Raw genomic sequence first — 17,300 nt, forward strand, 5'->3', positions numbered from 1 at the left:
GTCCGGTCCGTTGCGGAGGGTTGGTCCGACTCCAATAACACGGCCAATCGGGGATTGGTGCGGGAATTCGCGGGCGACCCTGGAAATATGGCTGCGAACCGGGGCCGCAGGGCGCGAAGCCGGGCTTGCGCCGCTCCGGACCATACGCCACAGTCCGGAGATGCATTGACCTATACGGCAAGGAAGACGGCATGACCGGCACGCCCGACCTGAGCAAACCCGACCTGACGAGCCCCGATCTCTACCGCTTCTGGTGGGAGGAGCGCGTGCGCTTCAACGACCTGGATGCCGTCGGGCACGTCAACAACAACGCTCTCGGCGTCTATTTCGAACAGGCGCGCGTCGCCTTGATTCATCAGGTCGGCGGCTTCACCGATGAGGTTCCCTGGACCGTCGTGCTGGCGCGCAGCCTGATCGAATACAAGGCGGAGCTGCTCTATCCCAACACGGTGCGCATCGGTGCGCGGACGCTGCGGCTGGGCACCAGCTCGATCACGCTGGGCTGTGCGATTTTCCTCGGCGACCGCTGTATCGCCACCCAGGAGGCGGTGGCGGTGATCGTCGACAAGGCTGCCCATCGCCCGACGCCGATCCCGGAACCGTTGCGCGCCAAGCTGCTGGAGGCGTAAAGGGAGGGCGCTCCAGACCCGCATCCAACGGACCCCCGACATGACGCGTCCCGCCAAGCGCCCCTTCGCCAAGGGGCGCCAGCCGACCCGCAAGACCGCCCCGCCACCCCGTGACGTGCAGGAGATGGAGGTGTCCATCGCCGATGTCGGTGCGCGTGGCGACGGGATCGCCTTTGCCGAGGGGCTGCGCCTGTTCGTGCCCTATACGGTGACGGGTGACCGCGTGCGTGTACGTGCCGCCGACAGCGACGGGAAGGGGGAGGGCGTACGGGCCGAACTGCTTGAGGTTCTTGAGCCCGGTCCCGGCCGCCGGACTCCGCCCTGCCGCCATTTCGGCCGCTGCGGCGGCTGTACGCTCCAGCAGATGGACGATCCGACATACGCCGCCTGGACCGTCGGGATGGTGCGCGGTGCGCTGGAGCGGGTCGAGCTTGGCGATGTGCCGATGGAGCCGCTGGCACGGACGCCCGCCGGGGCGCGCCGCCGCGCCCGCTTCGCGGCGCTGAAGCGCGGCAAGCGGGTCTGGTTCGGCTTCAACGAGCGGCAGAGCCATCGGCTGGTCGATCTGGAGGAATGCCCGGTCCTGTCCCCCCGCCTGTTCGCGCTGGTGGAGCCTTTGCGGACCCTGCTGAACGGTCTGCTGCCGGATGGCGGCGACGCCGATGTGGTGCTGACCGATCTGGAGGGCGGGATCGATCTGCTGCTCGTCGGGCCCCGCAGCCTGGACCGTGCGGCGCGCGAGGTGCTGGTCGGGTTCGAGCCGGAACGCGTCGCCCGCATCAATTGGCAGCCGACCGACCGCGCGGCAGCGGAGCCGGTGGCGAACCGCCGGCCGGCCTTCATCCGTTTCGCAGGCGTTTCGATCCAGCCGCCGCCTGGCGCCTTCCTCCAGGCGAGTGCGGAGGGCGAGGCCGCCCTGGTCGCCGCGGTGCGTGAGGGAGTCGGGCAGGCAGGCCGCATCGCCGACCTGTTCGCCGGCATCGGCACCTTTTCCATTCCGCTTGCGCAACAGGCGGCGGTCCATGCGGTGGAGGGCGACGAGGCGGCGGTGGCGGCGCTCGGCCGTTCGGTGCAGGGGCTGCGGCTGACGGCGGAGCGGCGCGACCTGTTCGAGAACCCGCTGAGCGCCAAGGAGCTCAATCGTTACGATGCCGTCGTGTTCGACCCGCCGCGGGCCGGTGCCGCGGCCCAGGCGACGGCGCTCGCTGGAAGCAAAGTGCCGCGGGTGGTGGGCGTGTCCTGCAATCCCGCCAGCTTCGCCCGCGACGCGCGGGTGCTGGTGGATGGCGGCTATCGTCTGGTGAAGGTCTGGCCGGTCGACCAGTTCCTGTGGTCGGCCCATGTGGAACTGGTCGGGCTGTTCGAGCGGTAAGAAACTACAGCGGCCGCCGTGCCTTCAGCGCGGCGGTCAGCGTGCCGTCATCGAGATAGTCCAGCTCGCCGCCGACCGGGACGCCGTGCGCCAGACGGGAGACCGACACGTCGGACTCGGTCAGGCGGTCGGTCACCACATGGGCGGTGGTCTGGCCGTCGACGGTGGCATTCAGCGCCAGGATGATCTCGCGGACCGCCGGGTCCTTGGCGCGCTCGGCGAGGCCGCCGATGTTCAAATCGTCGGGGCCGACGCCCTGGAGTGCCGACAGCAGCCCGCCCAGCACGTGATAGGTGCCGCGGAAGGCGCGGGTGCGTTCCAGCGCCCACAGGTCGCCGGCATCCTCCACCACGCAGATGACCGAGCGGTCGCGGGTGTGGTCGGAGCAGACGGTGCAGGGGTCGCGGCTGTCGAGGTTGCCGCAGACGGAGCAGGCGCGGATCGATTCGCCGGCCGCCGCCATCGCTTCCGACAGTGGGATCAGCAGGCTGTCCCGCCGCTTCATCAGATGCAGCGCCGCCCGCCGCGCCGACCGGGGGCCCAGTCCCGGCAGCTTGGACAGCAGCTGGATCAGGCGTTCGATTTCAGGTCCGATCATTGACTCGGTGGCCGAAGCATAATCTCCCTCTCCCGCCCCGGGAGAGGGAAGGGGCCCAAGCGGAGCTTGGGAAGGGTGAGGGGTGATGCAAGGGTAAGGGAATCCATGTCCGGACCGCCCCTCACCCTCCCCACGCCTTCGGCGCGGGTCCCCTCCCTCTCCCGGGGCGGGAGAGGGCAAGCAGGATCAGAACGGCAGCTTGATGCCCGGCGGCAGCTTCAGGCCGCCCATCATCTTCGAGGTTTCCTCGGCGACGTGCTGTTCGACCTTCTTCTTGGCGTCGTTGAAGGCGGCGACGATCAGGTCTTCCAGAACCTCGACGTCCTCGGGATCGACGACGGACTTGTCGAGCTTGACCTTCTTCATCTCGCTCTTGCCGTTGACGGTCACGACGACCATGCCGGCGGCGCTCTGGCCGGTCACTTCGACCTGCTCCAGGCTCGCCTGCATTTCCTGCATCTTGGCCTGCATCTGCTGGGCCTGCTTCATCATGTTGCCGATATTCTTCATCGGTCAGTACTCTCCTTCGTCGTCGAGGGGGTAATAGACCCCGTCGTCCTGCTGCTGAACCATGAAATCGGGTGTCTCGCCGTCATCCGCAACCGCTGCACTCTCCGCCGCGGCAACTTCCGCAAGATCGCGGATGTCGATGATCTTCGCCCCGCTGAACGTGTCGAGCACGGCGCGCACCACCGGGTTGGCTTCCGCCTCCGCCCAGGCGCGGTTCTTTTCGGCCTTGTCCTGTTCGGCCAGCGTCGGCTGGGCCGGGCCTTCGGACAGCGCGACGATCCAGCGCTGGCCGGTCCATTCGGTCAGGAACTGCCCGACCTTGGCCGGCAGGGTCGGCGGGGCGGCGGGGCGGAGCTTCAGCTCCAGCGTGCCCGGCTCCATGCGGACCAGTTGGACGGTCTCCATCATGTAGCCGTAGAGCGCGCCTTCGCGCCGGTCGGAGAACAGCTGCACCAGCGCACGGAAGTCGTGCGGCATCGGCGACAGCTCTTCGCCCTCCGGGATGGCGGCAGGGGCGGGGGCCGCCTGCGCCACAGGGGCGCTCTGCGGCTGGGCGGAGCCCATGGAGCGGGCGACGGCATGAGTGGACTGGCTGGCGACCGCGACCGGTCCGCCGCCGCCGCCGGGACCGCGGCCCATCGGCGTGCCGGCTCCGCCGCCATTGGCCTGCTGGGCCTGGAACTGGCGGATCAGCTCGCCCGGAGTCGGCAGGTCGGCAGCGTAGGACAGGCGGACGATCACCATCTCCAGCGCCTGCTGCGGCACCGGGGCGGCCTGCACCTCGTTCAGCCCCTTCAGCAGAAGCTGCCAGGCGCGGGTCAGCGCCGGCATGCCGAGCCTGGAGGACAGGCTGGCGCCCCGTGTGCGCTCGGCCTCCGGCAGGGAGGGATCGTTGGCGCTGTCGGGCACCACCTTCAGGCGGGTCAGATTGTGGACGAGGTCGAGCAGATCCTGGAGGATCACCACCGGATCGGCGCCGACGCGGTGCAGGTCGGACAGGATGTCCATCGCCTCTGCCGGCTTGGCGGAGACGGCGGCCTCGAACAGGTCGATGACGCGGGTGCGGTCGGCCAGACCCAGCATGTCGCGCACCTGCTGCGCGGTGACGGTGCCGGCGGCCAGCGCAATGGCCTGATCGAGCAGCGACAGCCCGTCGCGCACCGACCCGTCGGCGGCCCGCGCGATCAGCGAGGCGGCGTCGCCTTCGATGTTGGCGCCTTCCATGGCGGTGACGCGGGTGAAATGCTCCTTCAGCACCTGGGCGTCGACGCGGCGCAGGTCGAAACGCTGGCAGCGCGACAGCACCGTCACCGGCACCTTGCGGATTTCGGTGGTGGCGAAGACGAACTTCACATGGCTCGGCGGTTCCTCAAGCGTCTTCAGGAGCGCGTTGAACGCGCTCTTGGACAGCATGTGGACCTCGTCGATGATGTAGAGCTTGTAGCGCGCCGAGACGGGCGAGTAGCGCACGCCGTCGATGATCTCGCGGATGTCGTCGACGCCGGTGTGGCTGGCGGCGTCCATCTCCATCACGTCGACGTGGCGGTCCTCGGCGATGGCGCGGCAATTGTCGCAGACACCGCAGGGGTTGACCGTCGGCCCGCCGGTGCCGTCCGGCCCGGTGCAGTTCAGCGCGCGGGCGATGATGCGGGCGGTGGTGGTCTTGCCGACGCCGCGCACGCCGGTCAGCATGAAGGCCTGGGCGATGCGGCCGGACTGGATGGCATTGGTCAGGGTGCGGACCAGCGCGTCCTGGCCGATCAGCTCGTCGAAGGTCTTCGGCCGGTATTTGCGCGCCAGCACCCGGTAAGCCTGCCCGGTGGCGGGAGCGGAAGCGGCGGTGATTTCGGCGGTTGTATCGGTCACGCGGCTGGCCTGTCGAAACGACGGGAGGGGAATTTCGGGCCGCAGGATAGCGTCCCGGCACCGCGCTGTCGCCGTCTGTTTCGTGCTGGCAATTTTTGAAGAGGGTGGGAGACTGGACGAACGACCCGAGCCGTAACTCGTTGCGGCTGCTTCCTTCCGGACCTGACCGGGTTGGCGAGGGACTCGTCCGACGCCAGTCTCCCGCCGCTTTTATGACCATTCGTGTGGGCGGATGCAAGGGGAAACGGTTGGTGCGCACGGGTCGTTGCGCAGTCCGCAGCGGACTATTGACGATTATTTTTCAGGACATAAATTATGGTTCATTCCATAATTGGTCCTAATGAGGCCGCCCGTGCCGTCCCACCCTGCCTCCACGCCTGCACAGAAGTTCCTGTTTCACCGCCCGAAGCTGGCGGCGGCGCTGGCCGACATCGTGACGGGGGACGCGCCGATCGGGGCGGAGCCGACGCTCTGTCTGGCAGCACCGCGGCGGACCGGCAAGAGCACATTCCTGCGCCACGATCTGGGGCCGGAGCTTGAAGGGCGCGGCGTCCTGTCGGTCTATGTCGATCTGTGGTCGGACATGGCGGCCGACCCGGCCCATCTGATCGCGGAGGCGTTGAAGGCCGAGCTTCGCCGGGCCGACAGCCTGCCGGTCAAGGCGGCGCGGGCGGTCGGACTCAGCAAGCTGGGCATGGGCGGCGTCTCGGTCGACATCGACCGGATCGGGCAGGCGCAGGGAGCCACGCTGGCCGACGCGCTGGAGGCCCTGCTGGAGCGCACGCACAAGCGGATCGCCCTGCTGGTGGATGAAGCGCAGCACGCGCTGACGACCGAGGCCGGGCTGAACGCCATGTTCGCGCTGAAAGCGGCACGCGACCGGCTGAACACCAGGGACGATGCCCGCGACGGTCCGAACCTGATGATCGTGCTGACGGGCTCCCATCGCGACAAGCTGAGCCGGCTGGTGCTGAACCGTGACCAGCCCTTCTTCGGAACCAGCGTCCGCAGCTTTCCGCTCCTGGACCGCGCCTATACCTACGCCTACACCACTTGGATCAACGAGCGGCTGGCCGAGGGCAACCGGTTCGACGCCGACGATGTCTTCGCGGCCTTCGACGCGGTGGGGCGGCGGCCCGAGGCCCTGATGCGGATCCTGTCGGATGCGGCGCTGCTGGTCGGCGATGCCGGCGACCTGAAACGTGCGTTGGCGGACGGCGCGACCGAGCTTCGCCAGCGGGTGTGGGAAGACTACGAGTCCGCATGGTCGGGGCTGACGCCGTTGCAGCAGGCGGTGGTCGAACGGCTGGCGCTGGAGGGGCCGCAATCCGCTCCCTTCTCCGCTCCGGCTCTGCAAGCCTATGCCGATGCGGTCGGGGAGACGGTGGAGCCGCCGGCCGTGCAGGCAGCCATCGAGGCCCTGCGGCAGAAGAATATCCTGTGGCGGTCGGCACGCGGACAATATGCGCTGGACGATCAGGGCTTGGCGGAGTGGCTGAAGATGAGGGCGGAACGGGTTGGACAGGGGTGAGACAGCAAAAAGGCTCCGGGCCGAAACCCGGAGCCTTTTGCGTCTGCGACCCTGCGGAGCCGCTTACTTCTTCAGAGCCGCGACACCCGGCAGTTCCTTGCCTTCCAGCCATTCCAGGAAGGCGCCGCCGGCGGCGGACACGTAGGTGAACTTGTCCTCGACCCCGGCATGGGCCATCGCCGCGACGGTGTCGCCGCCGCCGGCCACCGACAGCAGGCCGCCGGCCTCGGTGCGGGCGGCGACCAGACCGGCCACCGCGTTGGTGCCGGCGTCGAAGGGCTGGATCTCGAAGGCGCCGAGCGGGCCGTTCCAGACGACGGTCTTGGCGCCCTGCAGCTTCACGCCGAGGAACTCGACGGTGGCCGGGCCGACGTCCAGCGCCATCTCATCCGCACCGATGGCGTCGAAGGCGACGACGCGGTTGGCCGCACCGGCCTTGAACTCCTTGGCGACGACGAAGTCCTTCGGCAGCAGGATCTCGCAGTTGGCCTCCTTGGCGGTCGCCATGATGGCGCGGGCCTGGTCGGCCATGTCCTTCTCGCACAGCGAGGCGCCGACGTCGGTGCCCTGGGCGAACAGGAAGGTGTTGGCCATGCCGCCGCCCAGAACCAGCAGGTCGACCTTGCGGACCATGTTGCCGAGCAGTTCCAGCTTGGTGGAGATCTTCGCACCGCCGACGACGGCGGCGACCGGGCGCTCCGGCTTCTCCAGCGCCAGCGTCAGGGCCTTCAGCTCGGCTTCCATCAGGCGGCCAGCGGCGTTCGGCAGCAGGCGGGCGACACCCTCGGTCGAGGCATGGGCGCGGTGCGCGGCGGAGAAGGCGTCGTTGACGTAGATGTCGCCCAGCGCGGCCATCTCCTTGGCGAAATCCTTGTCGTTCTTTTCCTCTTCGGCGTGGAAGCGGGTGTTCTCCAGCAGCACGATGGCGCCGTCATGCACCTTGGCGATGGCCTCCTTGGCCTTCTCGCCGACGCAATCCTCGGCGAAGGCCACCTTCTGGCCGACGGCGGCGCTGAGAGCGTCCAGCACGTTGCGCAAGGAGTTCTTGGCGTCCGGGCCGTTCTTCGGGCGACCGAAATGCGACAGGACCACGACCTTGGCACCCTTGGAGGACAGCTCCTTCAAGGTGGGGGCGAGGCGGTCGATGCGGGTGGTGTCGGACACCTTGCCGTCCTGCATCGGAACGTTCAGGTCGGCGCGCACCAGCACCGTCTTGCCGCTCACCTCAAGATCGTCGATCGTGTTGAAATCGGTCATCGTCACACTTCCCCAATTATGGCCGATCCCAGCGGGACAGGCCGTTTCAGTTTGCGGGAACCCAATCACAGCCCCGCACGCTTTGCAACGCCCCAGGGGTGGGGTGAAATGGGGCATAATGACCCTGCGGTTTCCCGGTCAAAGCCCTGGCCGAACGCTGGGAACCGGCGGCGGACGTGCAGCCGGTGGGTGCCGCAACCGCAGGCTTCTGCAACATTTCCGTAACTTGACCCTGTCCATTGGCTGTGCAAACACCCAACTGTAGGCCAATGGGCCGCAAAACGGGGGTTGAAGCGCAGGCGATGGCTGAGGCCGAGATCAACCGCGAGACGGAACTGAAGCTGGCGGCGAAGCCGGAAGACTTCGACAGGCTGCGCGCCGCTTCCGCCATCGCAGACCGGGTGTCCGGCCCGGCGGCGACACGGACCCTGGAAAGCACCTATTACGACACCGAGGAGCGACGGCTCGCCGCGCGCAAGGTGACGCTGCGGGTGCGCAAGACCGGCGACGGCTTCGTCCAGACGGTCAAGTCGGCACCCGACGAGGACGGGCTGGGGCGTGGCGAGTGGGAATGCGCGGTGACCTCCGCCGCACCCGACCTGACGCTGATCGCCGACGCCGACGCCATCGAGCTGCTGGGATCGCTGAGCGACTCGGAACTGCGGCCGGTCTTCACCTCCATCGTCGAACGCACCACGCAGGACGTGACGCTGGGCGAGGGCGACGGTGCCGCCGTGATCGAGGTCGCCTTCGACCGCGGCCGGATCGAACTGCCGGACGGGCGGTCCACCGACCTCTGCGAGGTGGAGCTGGAGCTGAAGAGCGGCACGCCCGCGGCACTCTACGATCTGGCGCAGGAACTGACGCAGGCCGCCCCGCTGCGGCTGGAGATGCGCACCAAGGCGGAGCGCGGCCACGCGCTGGCCAACGGCACGGCCGAGAAGGCGCTGAAAGCCGAAAAGCTGGTGCTCGATCCCGAGACGACGGTCGAGGGTGCGGTGGCGCGCATCGTGCGCGCCTGCATCGCCCACATGGTGGCGAACGAGGCGGTGACGCTGGCCGGCGAAGATCCGGAGGGCGTGCACCAGATGCGCGTCGCGCTGCGCCGGCTGCGCTCGGCCACCGCGCTGTTCCGGCCCTTCATTCCGGCCGCGCAGTATCTGTGGCTGGTCGGCGAGATCAAGTGGCTGGCCGGCAGCCTGGGGCCGGCGCGCGACTGGGACGTGTTCGGCGAGGAGCTGCTGGCCCCGGTGCGCGACGCCTTCCATAAGGCCGACGGACATGGCCGCTCGGCGGTCGAGGATCTCGACGCGCTGGCGGCGGCGGCCGAGGCCAAGCGGCTGCGCGCCTATGAGGGCGTGCGCGAGGCGATCCGCTCCGACCGCTACACCGCCTTCCTGCTCGGCGTCGGCAGCTGGGTGGAGAAGCGCGGCTGGCGCGACCAGCCGGTCAGCGAGGAATCGGTGCGGCTGTTCCAGCCGGTGATCGGGCTGGCCGACCATCTGCTGAACAAGCGCCACAAGAAGGCCAAGCGGGCCGGGCACGGTTTCGCCCATCTGCCGGTGGCCCAGCGCCACCAGCTGCGCATCGCCCTGAAGAAGCTGCGCTATGCCGTGGAGTTCTTCCGCAGCCTGTATGACGACAAGCCGGTGCGCCGCTACATCCAGCAGATGGCCGCCTTCCAGGACGCGCTGGGCCATCTGAACGACGTGGCGACGGCGACGCGGCTTCTGCACGAGCTGCACGACGACGGCAGCCGGTCGGCCCCCGGCGAGCCGCGCGCCGCCGGCATCGTCATCGGCTGGCATGCCCGCGGCGTTGCCGACACCGAGGCGGCGCTGGTCGCCCTGTGGCATGATTTCATCGACACCAAGCATTTCTGGTCGAAGCCGGACGCCGGGGTGTAGAGTCCACGGCCATGCTCACGATCCTCGTCGCCAACATCAAGGGCGGCTGCGGCAAGACGACCGTCGCCACCCACCTTGCCGCCGCGTCCGCCGCGGCGGGCCTGCCCACCGTGCTGGCCGACGTCGACCGTCAGCGCTCCTCGCTCGGCTGGCTGGAGCGCCGGCCGGAGAAGGCGCCGGCCCTGGTCGGGCTCGACTGGGCCAAGGACTTCACCGACACGCCGCGTGGCATCAAGCGGCTGGTGATCGACGCGCCTGCCGCGTTGAAGACCAAGCAGATCGAGGATCTGGTGAAGATGGCCGACGTCGTCGTGCTGCCGGTGCTGCCCGGCGCCTTCGACGAGCAGGCGACGCAGCGCTTTCTGGTCAAGCTCGACGAGCTGAAGCGGATCGCCAAGAAGAAGACAACGGTGGCGGTGGTCGGCAACCGCATGCGCGCCCGCACCAAGGCGGCCGACCGGCTGGACCGCTTCCTGGGCGGCATCGGCCATCAGGTGGTGACGCGGCTGCGCGACAGCCAGATCTATGCCGATGCGGCGGAAAGCGGTCTCAGCCTGTTCGACATGCCGGGCAAGCGCGCCGCCGAGCATCGCGGCGACTGGCAGCCGCTGCTGGCCTACATCGACGGGGTTTGAGGGGAACTCACCCCGGCTTGCAGCCTTCCTTGCGCCAGAGGGCGAGATAATCGTCCAGGCCGCGGCCGGGGATCTCGTCGAACCGGCGCTCCAGCGGCAGCAGTGTTTCCATGCGGTCGATGCGGAAGCTGCGGAACTCCCCGCGCAGTTCGCACCAGGCGCCCAGCGTCCACACCCGGCCCCAGAAGAACAGGCCCAGCGGCTGGACCGCGCGGGCGGAATGGGTGCCGTCCTGGCGCCGGTAGTCGAACATCACCACGCTCCTGGCGTTGATGGCGCAACGCAGCACGTCCATCCGGTCGCGCAAGGGCGCGGGGAAGGAGAAGTCGGGGACGAAGACGCGGCTGTCGGCCAGTTCGCGCCGCCGCGCCTCCGGCACCACCGCCTCCACCTTGTCGAGCGCGCGGGCGGCAGCATCGGCGAGCGCGCCGCCGACCCAGGCGCGGGCGAGCCGGGCGCCGACGACCAGCGCCTCCACCTCATCCTGGGTGAACATCAGCGGCGGCAGGTCATAGCCGTCGCGCAGCAGATAGCCGACGCCGGCCTCACCCTCCACCGGAACGCCGGAGGAGGCGAGGTCGCGCATGTCGCGGTAGACGGTGCGCTCCGACACCTCCAGGCACCGCGCCAATTCGGCAGCCGTCACCAGCCGCCCCTTGCGGAGATGCTGGACGATCTGGAACAGGCGGTCGGCGCGGCGCATGGCGGCGGCTCCGGCAGGAAGGTCAGTGCATCGAGAAGAGGCCGACGCGGTTGCCCTCGCTGTCGATGAACTGGGCGAAATAGCCGATTTCCGGGGTGATCAGCGTCTTCGGCACGACGATGCGGGCGCCGGCCTGCTCGGCACGGGCCAGAGGGGCGGACAGGTCGTCGCCGCCGTTCAGGTAGACGGTGGTGCCGTCAGCGCTCGGCTTGCAGGCCTCATGCTGGATCAGGCAGCCCTTGACGGCGGTGCCTTCGGCCGGGAAGACGGCCATGATCATGCCGCTGGGGCATGGCTCCTGGACCATCTTGGCGGCAAAGACGGTCTCGTAGAAGCCGACTGCGCGGGCGAGGTCGGTGACCGGAATCTCGAACCAGGTGACGACGTGCGGGATGTTCATCGGAGTGGCTCCTGACAGCGAGTGGGGTGGATGTTCGTGGTTCGTGCCGGCACGCCCTCTTGATAGCACGCCCCTCCTGACAGCGTGATGTCAGGAGCGATCGGCTCCCTCAATGAAAATTGCGGCCCTTGGGGAAGGGGCCTGCCGCAGGCCGGTGCTCGCCGGTCAGTTCGGACAGCCGGTGGGTCAGGTCGATCAGCGATTCCACGCGCAGATGCACCACACCCTCGTGGTTCTGCACCCGGCCGGTGGCGGCCATCAGCCGGGCGGTCATGATTGGGCGGTGGAAGGTCTCGAAGGCGTCGGGCATGACGACGAGATTGGCGACCCCGGTCTCGTCCTCCAGCGTGATGAAGACGACGCCCTCGGCGCTGCCCGGCCGCTGGCGGACCAGGACAAGGCCGGCGGTGGTCAGGCGGCGGCCGTCGCGCGTCTGCGCCAGCCGCTCCGCCGGGGTGATGCCGGGCAGGCCGTCGCGCAGCAGCGACAGTGGGTGGGCCTTCAACGACAGGGACAAGCTGCCGTAATCCATCACCACATGCTCGCCGAGCGCCATGGCGGGCAGCGGAGCCTCCGGTTCCTCGGCCATCGGACCGTCGAGTCTCGCGAACAGCGGCAGCGGCTGGTCGCCCAGCGCCCGCACCGCCCACAGCGCCGCCCGGCGGTCGAGCCCGACCGAACGGAAGGCGTCGGCCTTGGCGAGCTTTTCCAGCGCCGCGACCGGCAGGCGGGCGCGGCGCCACAGATCGTAGGGGTCGCTGTAGCCGCCGGCACGGAAGAGGACGACCGAGTCGGCGTGGGCCTGGGTGAAGCCCTTGATGAGGCGGAGACCGAGGCGGAGGTGAAGGCTTATCCCCAGGATCTCCTTCTCCCCCCCGGGGAGAAGGTCGGGATGAGGGGGTTCGGCGCAGCCGAAGGCGTCCGGCATGTGCATCCCCCTCACCCTAACCCTCTCCCCGGGGGGGAGAGGGAACTGGTTCCGGGGAGCATATTCCACCGCGCAATCCCAGCCCGACAGGTTCACGTCCGGCGGCAGCACCGTCACGCCATGCTCGCGCGCGTCGCGGACGATCTGGGCGGGGGCGTAGAAGCCCATCGGCTGGCTGTTCAGCAGGGCGGCGGCGAAGATGGCGGGGTGGTGGTGCTTGATCCAGGCGGAGACATAGACCAGCAGGGCGAAGCTGGCGGCGTGGCTCTCGGGGAAGCCGTATTCGCCAAACCCCTCGATCTGCTTGAAACAGCGCTCGGCGAAAGCGGGGTCGCAGCCGTTGGCGATCATGCCGGCGATGAACTTGTCGTGGAACCGCTGGACCTGTCCGCTTTTGCGGAAGGCCGCCATGGCGCGGCGCAGCTGGTCGGCCTCCTCGGCGCTGAAACCGGCGCCGACCATCGCGACCTTCATCGCCTGCTCCTGGAACAGCGGCACGCCCAGCGTTCTGCTGAGGACCGGTTCCAGCACCGGCATCGGATAGGTGATGTCCTCCGCCCCGCTGCGGCGGCGCAGGTAAGGATGGACCATGCCGCCCTGGATCGGGCCGGGGCGGACGATGGCGACCTCGATCACCAGATCGTAGAAAGTTTTCGGCTTCAGCCGCGGCAGCATGCTCATCTGAGCGCGGCTTTCGACCTGGAAGACCCCCAGGCTGTCGGCCCGCCCCAGCATCGCGTAGACCGCGGGGTCGTCCTGGGGCAGGGTGGCGAGCGTCCAGCGTTGCCCATGCACCTGTTCGATCAGGTCGAAGGCGCGATGGATGCAGGTCAGCATGCCCAGCGCCAGCACGTCGACCTTCAGGATGCCGAGAGCGTCGATGTCGTCCTTGTCCCATTCGATGGTGCTGCGGTCCTCCATCGCCGCGTTGGCGACCGGGCAGAGATCCGACAGCGGGCCGCGGGTGATGACGAAGCCGCCGACATGCTGCGACAGGTGGCGGGGAAAGCCGATCAGCTCATGGGCAAGCTCCAGCGTGCGCTTGAGCCTCGGGTCGTCGGGATCGACGCCGAGTGAGCGGGCGCGCTCCTCGTCCACCCCCTGGCTGCTCCAGCCCCAGATCGAGCCGGTCAGCCGCGCCACCAGATCGGCCGACAGCCCCATCGCCTTGCCGACCTCGCGGAGCGCGCTGCGGGCGCGGTAGCGGATGACGGTGGCGGTCAGGCCGGCGCGGGCGCGGCCGTATTTCCCGTAGATGTACTGGATCACCTCCTCGCGCCGTTCATGTTCGAAATCGACGTCGATGTCCGGCGGCTCGCCGCGGGCGGAGGAGATGAAGCGTTCGAACAGCAGGTCGACTTCGGTCGGATCGACCGAGGTGATGCCCAGGCAATAGCAGACGGCGGAGTTGGCGGCGCTGCCGCGGCCCTGGCACAGGATGTCCTTTTTCCTGGCGAATCGGACGATGTCGTGGACGGTCAGGAAATAGGGGGCGAAGCGCTGCTCGGCGATCAGGGCCAGTTCGCGCTCCACCGTCTGGCGCACCGCATCGGGGATGCCGCCGGGGAACCGGTCGGGCGGGTAGCGCTTGGCCGCCCCGTCCCAGGTCAGGGCGACCAGCGTCTCCTGCGGGTCGCGGCCCTCCGCCACCTCGTCGGGATACTCGTACCGCAGCTCCTCCAGCGAGAAACGGCAGGCCTCGGCGATCTCCAGGCTGCGGGCGACGGCGTCGGGATGGTCGCGGAACAGCCGCATCATCTCGACGGCCGGTTTCAGGTGGCGCTCGGCATTGGCGGACAGCCGCCAGCCGGCCTCGTCGATGGTGGTGTGGTGGCGGATGCAGGTCATCATGTCGGCCAGCGCCCGCCGCCCGGCGCCGTGATAGAGCACGTCGTTGGTGGCGACCAGCGGCACCCCCTCCGCCTCCGCCAGCCCGGCCAGCCAGCGCAGCCGGCGGGCATCGTCGCCCTGGTAGCGGTGGCTCGCCGCCAGATAGAGCTGCCCGCGCGCCAGCCCGCTGCGCCAGGCGCGCAGCTCGCGCACAAAGGAGTCGTCACGCCGGTCGGGGCCGAGCAGCAGGAACAGCATGCCCTCGGCATGGGCCAGCACGTCGGCGCGGGCGATGAAGCACTCGCCCTTCGGTGCCCGCATCTTGCCCAGCGTCAGCAGCCGCGACAGCCGCGCATAGGCGGCGCGGTCGGTCGGGTAGGCCAGCAGGCTGTCGGCGTCGGTCAGGTCCAGCCGGCAGCCGATCAGCGGCCGGATGCCGGCCTTCTTCGCCGCCACATGCATCTGCACCACGCCGGCCAGCGAATTGCGGTCCGTTACCCCCACCGCCGCCAGCCCCAGCGCCGCCGCCGTCATCGCCAGCTCGTCAGGGTGCGACGCCCCCTCCAGAAAGCTGAAGTTGGTGGCGAGCTGCAACTCGGCATAACGGATCATGGCAAGGCTCCCCGGCGCAGGAAGGATGGGTGCGCGCGGGGATGATAGTCTGAAAATGGGACTTATGTCATTATCATGGCAAGGTGCGGCTTTCCGGCCGCATTCTCACTCGATATAGGATTCGACGCCCATGACGGTGAAGCCCTTGTTCTCCGGAAAGCGGGCGTTGACCTTTTCGCGGGCCTTCTTCTCGTCCAGTGCCCAAACGAGGAAGCGCCGGCCGCGCTTCCAGCTGTCGAGCGCGGTGGGAATGAGGGTGGGATTGACGCGGGTGCCGTATTCGATGTTGACCACCCGCAGGAGCCAGCCCTGGTCCTTCTGGGTGCGGCGGTCGTCCAGCACATAGATGCGGCGGTCGTTGGCACCGGCGGCCTTCAGGCGCTGTTCCAAATCCTCGCAGCCCAGCTCGGCCATCGCCTTGCGGCGGCGGGCGTCGCGCAGGTCGCGGGCCTGCTGGAGCGTGACGCGGGCGATCTTCTTGATCCGCTCGACCTGCGCCTGCTTGCGCGACACCGCGGTGGCGATCCGTTCCTCCGACGTCTTCAGGCGGCGCAACGCCAGCAGCAGCGCCACCGCCAGGGAGGCGAGGCCGATCAGGCCGGAGAAGATGTAGGGCATGCTGTCCATGGCGGGTCCGGCTTTCGATGGGGGCTCAGCTGGCCTTGGCGACGGGGGTGTCGGCGGACAGGAATTCCTGCATCCGCGTCACGGCATAGCCAAAGGCGGGCGGGTAGCGCCGCTCGATCTCCGTCCGCGCCTCCGCCATCGAGCGCGCCCAAACCTCGATCATCTGCGGCTGCGCCCAGCTGGGATCGACCAGCGCATGCTGGCTCTGCTGGACAGCGCCGGTACCGACATATTTGTTCACCACCATGGCGACGTAGCAGGGGCTGCCCTGGACCTCCTCGCCGACCAGGCGGACAAGCCGCTCGCCGGACTGGCGCACCTCCTCGATCTGGCGTTCCATCACCTTGCGGCGGCGCAGCACATCCTCGACGGCGCCGTCCAGCTCCTTCAGTTCGCGGATGCGGTCACCGCGGCGGGCGTCCAGCTTCGTCTCCAGCTTGGCACGGCGGGCGATGATGTCGCGCACCCCCTCCGACCCGTGGCGGCGTTCGATCGCGCGTTCGCCCAGCATGATGACGAGCTTGCCGATGCCGAACCCCAGCCCGGCCAGTCCGAAGGCGGTCATCAGCGCGTTGGTGTAGTTCTGCCACATGTGCGAAACCCCGATCGGAACTGCCATCCGGCTGGATGTTTCCAACGATAGGAGTAACCCCTGGCTTGCCGCCATTCAATCGCGGCGCTGAAACGATATTATACAGTCGACAGGCCGGAAGGCCGGGTGCGGCATCCCGTTACCCCGCCGCACGCTCGACCCGGTTGCGGCCGGCCTGCTTGGCGGCATGCAAAGCGTGTTCGGCGCGGTGCAGGGTCTGTTCGACGCCGGGCTCGGCGGGAAGCCAGTTGGCGACGCCGATGCTGGCGGTGACGGGGATCGTCCGCTCCTCCACCAGGATCGGGCTGTCGGCCAGGGCGGCGCGCACCCGTTCCGCCACCACGGCGGTGCCGGCGGCGTCGGTTTCCGGCAGAAGCACGACGAACTCCTCCCCGCCCGACCGCGCGATGTGATCGGAGATGCGCAGAGCCGCCCGGATCCGCTTCACCACCGCGCGCAGCACCGCGTCGCCGATGGCATTGCCATGAGCGTCGTTGACCGCCTTGAACCCGTCGAGGTCGAGCAGGAAGACGCCGAGAGGACGGCCATAGCGCCGTGCCCGCGCCAGCTCCGCCGCCGCCAGTTCCAGGAAGCGGCGGCGGTTCCACACGCCGGTCAGCGGATCCAGCGTCGCCATGCGGTTGAGGCGGACGGTCGCCTCCTCCAGCGCGCGGCCGCGTTCGGCAAGCTTCTGTTCCAGGGCCGCGAGATCGGCATAGGCGCGCAATGCCGTCACCACGCTTGTGAACAGCCGGCGTGCCGTCAGTTCGGTCTTGGCGGTGTAGCCGTCGATTTCATAGGCGAGGACCAGATCCTCTTCCGGCACGCGGGCCGGCTGTCCGGTGCGCAGGACGATGCGGATGGCGCGGTTGCCGAGATCCTCGCGGATGCGGCGGGCCAGCCGCAGGCCGGCATCCTCGGTCTCCATCACCACGTCGAGCAGGATGACGGCGATGTCCGGGGTGTCGCGCAGGATGCGTTCCGCCTCCGCCGCACTGGAGCAGTCGAGCAGGCGGACGGGACGGCCGCGGAAGCGCAGCCGGGCGAGCGCCAGCCGGGTGACGGCATGCACCTCCGGCTCGTCGTCGGCCACCAGAACCAGCCAGGGCGGAGCGGTGGGGTCGGTGTCGCCGGTTCCGCCGGCCCCGACGGCCCCGACGGCCCCGCCGGAAGGATCCTGCGGGGTGGGAGACTCGTCCGAGGCGAACAGGAGATCATTGGACATGGCTGCCGGCTCGGAACTGTCCACGGTGCACGCAGGAATGGAAGCACGGGCCCGGCGCCGATGCAACGGTGCCGAGTG

General features: G+C 68.9%; 15 protein-coding genes and 1 other RNA gene. 5 read left to right on the plus strand and 11 right to left on the minus strand.

Annotation, left to right across the window (positions count from 1 at the left end; all coding sequences use genetic code 11):
- Positions 1–191: 191 nt before the first annotated feature.
- Together CRT60_RS23385 and CRT60_RS23390 are read left to right on the plus strand one after the other, a co-directional pair.
- Positions 192–629, plus strand: coding sequence for an acyl-CoA thioesterase (locus CRT60_RS23385; protein ID WP_098738978.1), 438 nt, complete (start codon positions 192–194; stop codon positions 627–629).
- Positions 630–669: 40 nt separating this feature from the next.
- Positions 670–2,001, plus strand: a complete 1,332-nt coding sequence (locus tag CRT60_RS23390) for a class I SAM-dependent RNA methyltransferase (RefSeq protein ID WP_098738979.1) — start codon at positions 670–672, stop codon at positions 1,999–2,001.
- A 4-nt stretch (positions 2,002–2,005) separates the two neighbouring features.
- On the opposite strand, the gene recR is transcribed toward CRT60_RS23390, so the two are convergent.
- The 4 genes from recR to ffs all read right to left on the minus strand — a co-directional run bounded on the left by recR (position 2,006) and on the right by ffs (position 5,177).
- Positions 2,006–2,599: a recombination mediator RecR gene (recR, locus tag CRT60_RS23395; protein ID WP_098738980.1), complete on the minus strand. Its 594-nt coding sequence runs from the start codon at positions 2,597–2,599 to the stop codon at positions 2,006–2,008.
- Between the two features lie 186 nt (positions 2,600–2,785).
- Positions 2,786–3,109: a YbaB/EbfC family nucleoid-associated protein gene (locus CRT60_RS23400; protein ID WP_063635355.1), complete on the minus strand. Its 324-nt coding sequence runs from the start codon at positions 3,107–3,109 to the stop codon at positions 2,786–2,788.
- A 3-nt stretch (positions 3,110–3,112) separates the two neighbouring features.
- On the minus strand, positions 3,113–4,975 hold the full coding sequence (locus CRT60_RS23405; RefSeq protein ID WP_098738981.1) for a DNA polymerase III subunit gamma/tau: 1,863 nt from the start codon (positions 4,973–4,975) through the stop codon (positions 3,113–3,115).
- A 104-nt stretch (positions 4,976–5,079) separates the two neighbouring features.
- Positions 5,080–5,177, minus strand: an RNA gene (gene ffs / locus CRT60_RS23410) — signal recognition particle sRNA small type.
- Between the two features lie 150 nt (positions 5,178–5,327).
- Between ffs and CRT60_RS23415 the strand changes: the two genes are divergently transcribed.
- Positions 5,328–6,506 carry an AAA family ATPase gene (locus CRT60_RS23415; protein ID WP_204562098.1) on the plus strand — a complete coding sequence of 393 codons (1,179 nt, stop codon included), beginning with the start codon at positions 5,328–5,330 and terminating at the stop codon, positions 6,504–6,506.
- 63 nt (positions 6,507–6,569) lie between these two features.
- Here the strand turns inward: CRT60_RS23415 and CRT60_RS23420 are convergent, their stop codons facing one another.
- Complete coding sequence (locus tag CRT60_RS23420; protein ID WP_098738983.1) at positions 6,570–7,763, minus strand: phosphoglycerate kinase; 1,194 nt, start codon at positions 7,761–7,763, stop codon at positions 6,570–6,572.
- 302 nt (positions 7,764–8,065) lie between these two features.
- Between CRT60_RS23420 and CRT60_RS23425 the strand changes: the two genes are divergently transcribed.
- On the plus strand, positions 8,066–9,670 hold the full coding sequence (locus CRT60_RS23425) for a CYTH and CHAD domain-containing protein (RefSeq protein WP_098738984.1): 1,605 nt from the start codon (positions 8,066–8,068) through the stop codon (positions 9,668–9,670).
- An 11-nt stretch (positions 9,671–9,681) separates the two neighbouring features.
- Positions 9,682–10,305 carry a ParA family protein gene (locus CRT60_RS23430; RefSeq protein ID WP_098738985.1) on the plus strand — a complete coding sequence of 208 codons (624 nt, stop codon included), beginning with the start codon at positions 9,682–9,684 and terminating at the stop codon, positions 10,303–10,305.
- Between the two features lie 7 nt (positions 10,306–10,312).
- Here the strand turns inward: CRT60_RS23430 and CRT60_RS23435 are convergent, their stop codons facing one another.
- From CRT60_RS23435 to CRT60_RS23460, 6 genes are all read right to left on the minus strand, one after another.
- Positions 10,313–11,008 carry a helix-turn-helix transcriptional regulator gene (locus CRT60_RS23435; RefSeq protein WP_098738986.1) on the minus strand — a complete coding sequence of 232 codons (696 nt, stop codon included), beginning with the start codon at positions 11,006–11,008 and terminating at the stop codon, positions 10,313–10,315.
- Positions 11,009–11,030: 22 nt separating this feature from the next.
- The gene (locus tag CRT60_RS23440; RefSeq protein ID WP_098738987.1) at positions 11,031–11,408 is read right to left on the minus strand and encodes a VOC family protein; all 378 of its coding nucleotides are present in this window, start codon (positions 11,406–11,408) and stop codon (positions 11,031–11,033) included.
- Positions 11,409–11,517: 109 nt separating this feature from the next.
- Positions 11,518–14,778, minus strand: coding sequence for an error-prone DNA polymerase (locus CRT60_RS23445; RefSeq protein WP_098738988.1), 3,261 nt, complete (start codon positions 14,776–14,778; stop codon positions 11,518–11,520).
- 105 nt (positions 14,779–14,883) lie between these two features.
- The gene (locus tag CRT60_RS23450; RefSeq protein ID WP_098738989.1) at positions 14,884–15,405 is read right to left on the minus strand and encodes a hypothetical protein; all 522 of its coding nucleotides are present in this window, start codon (positions 15,403–15,405) and stop codon (positions 14,884–14,886) included.
- Positions 15,406–15,430: 25 nt separating this feature from the next.
- Positions 15,431–16,024 (minus strand): hypothetical protein, encoded by a 594-nt coding sequence (locus tag CRT60_RS23455; protein WP_244592711.1) that lies wholly within the window; start codon positions 16,022–16,024, stop codon positions 15,431–15,433.
- 112 nt (positions 16,025–16,136) lie between these two features.
- Positions 16,137–17,222 carry a GGDEF domain-containing response regulator gene (locus CRT60_RS23460; RefSeq protein ID WP_098738990.1) on the minus strand — a complete coding sequence of 362 codons (1,086 nt, stop codon included), beginning with the start codon at positions 17,220–17,222 and terminating at the stop codon, positions 16,137–16,139.
- Between the last annotated feature and the right edge of the window lie 78 nt (positions 17,223–17,300).

The organism is Azospirillum palustre, from assembly GCF_002573965.1.
GTDB classification, from domain to species: Bacteria; Pseudomonadota; Alphaproteobacteria; order Azospirillales; family Azospirillaceae; genus Azospirillum; species Azospirillum palustre.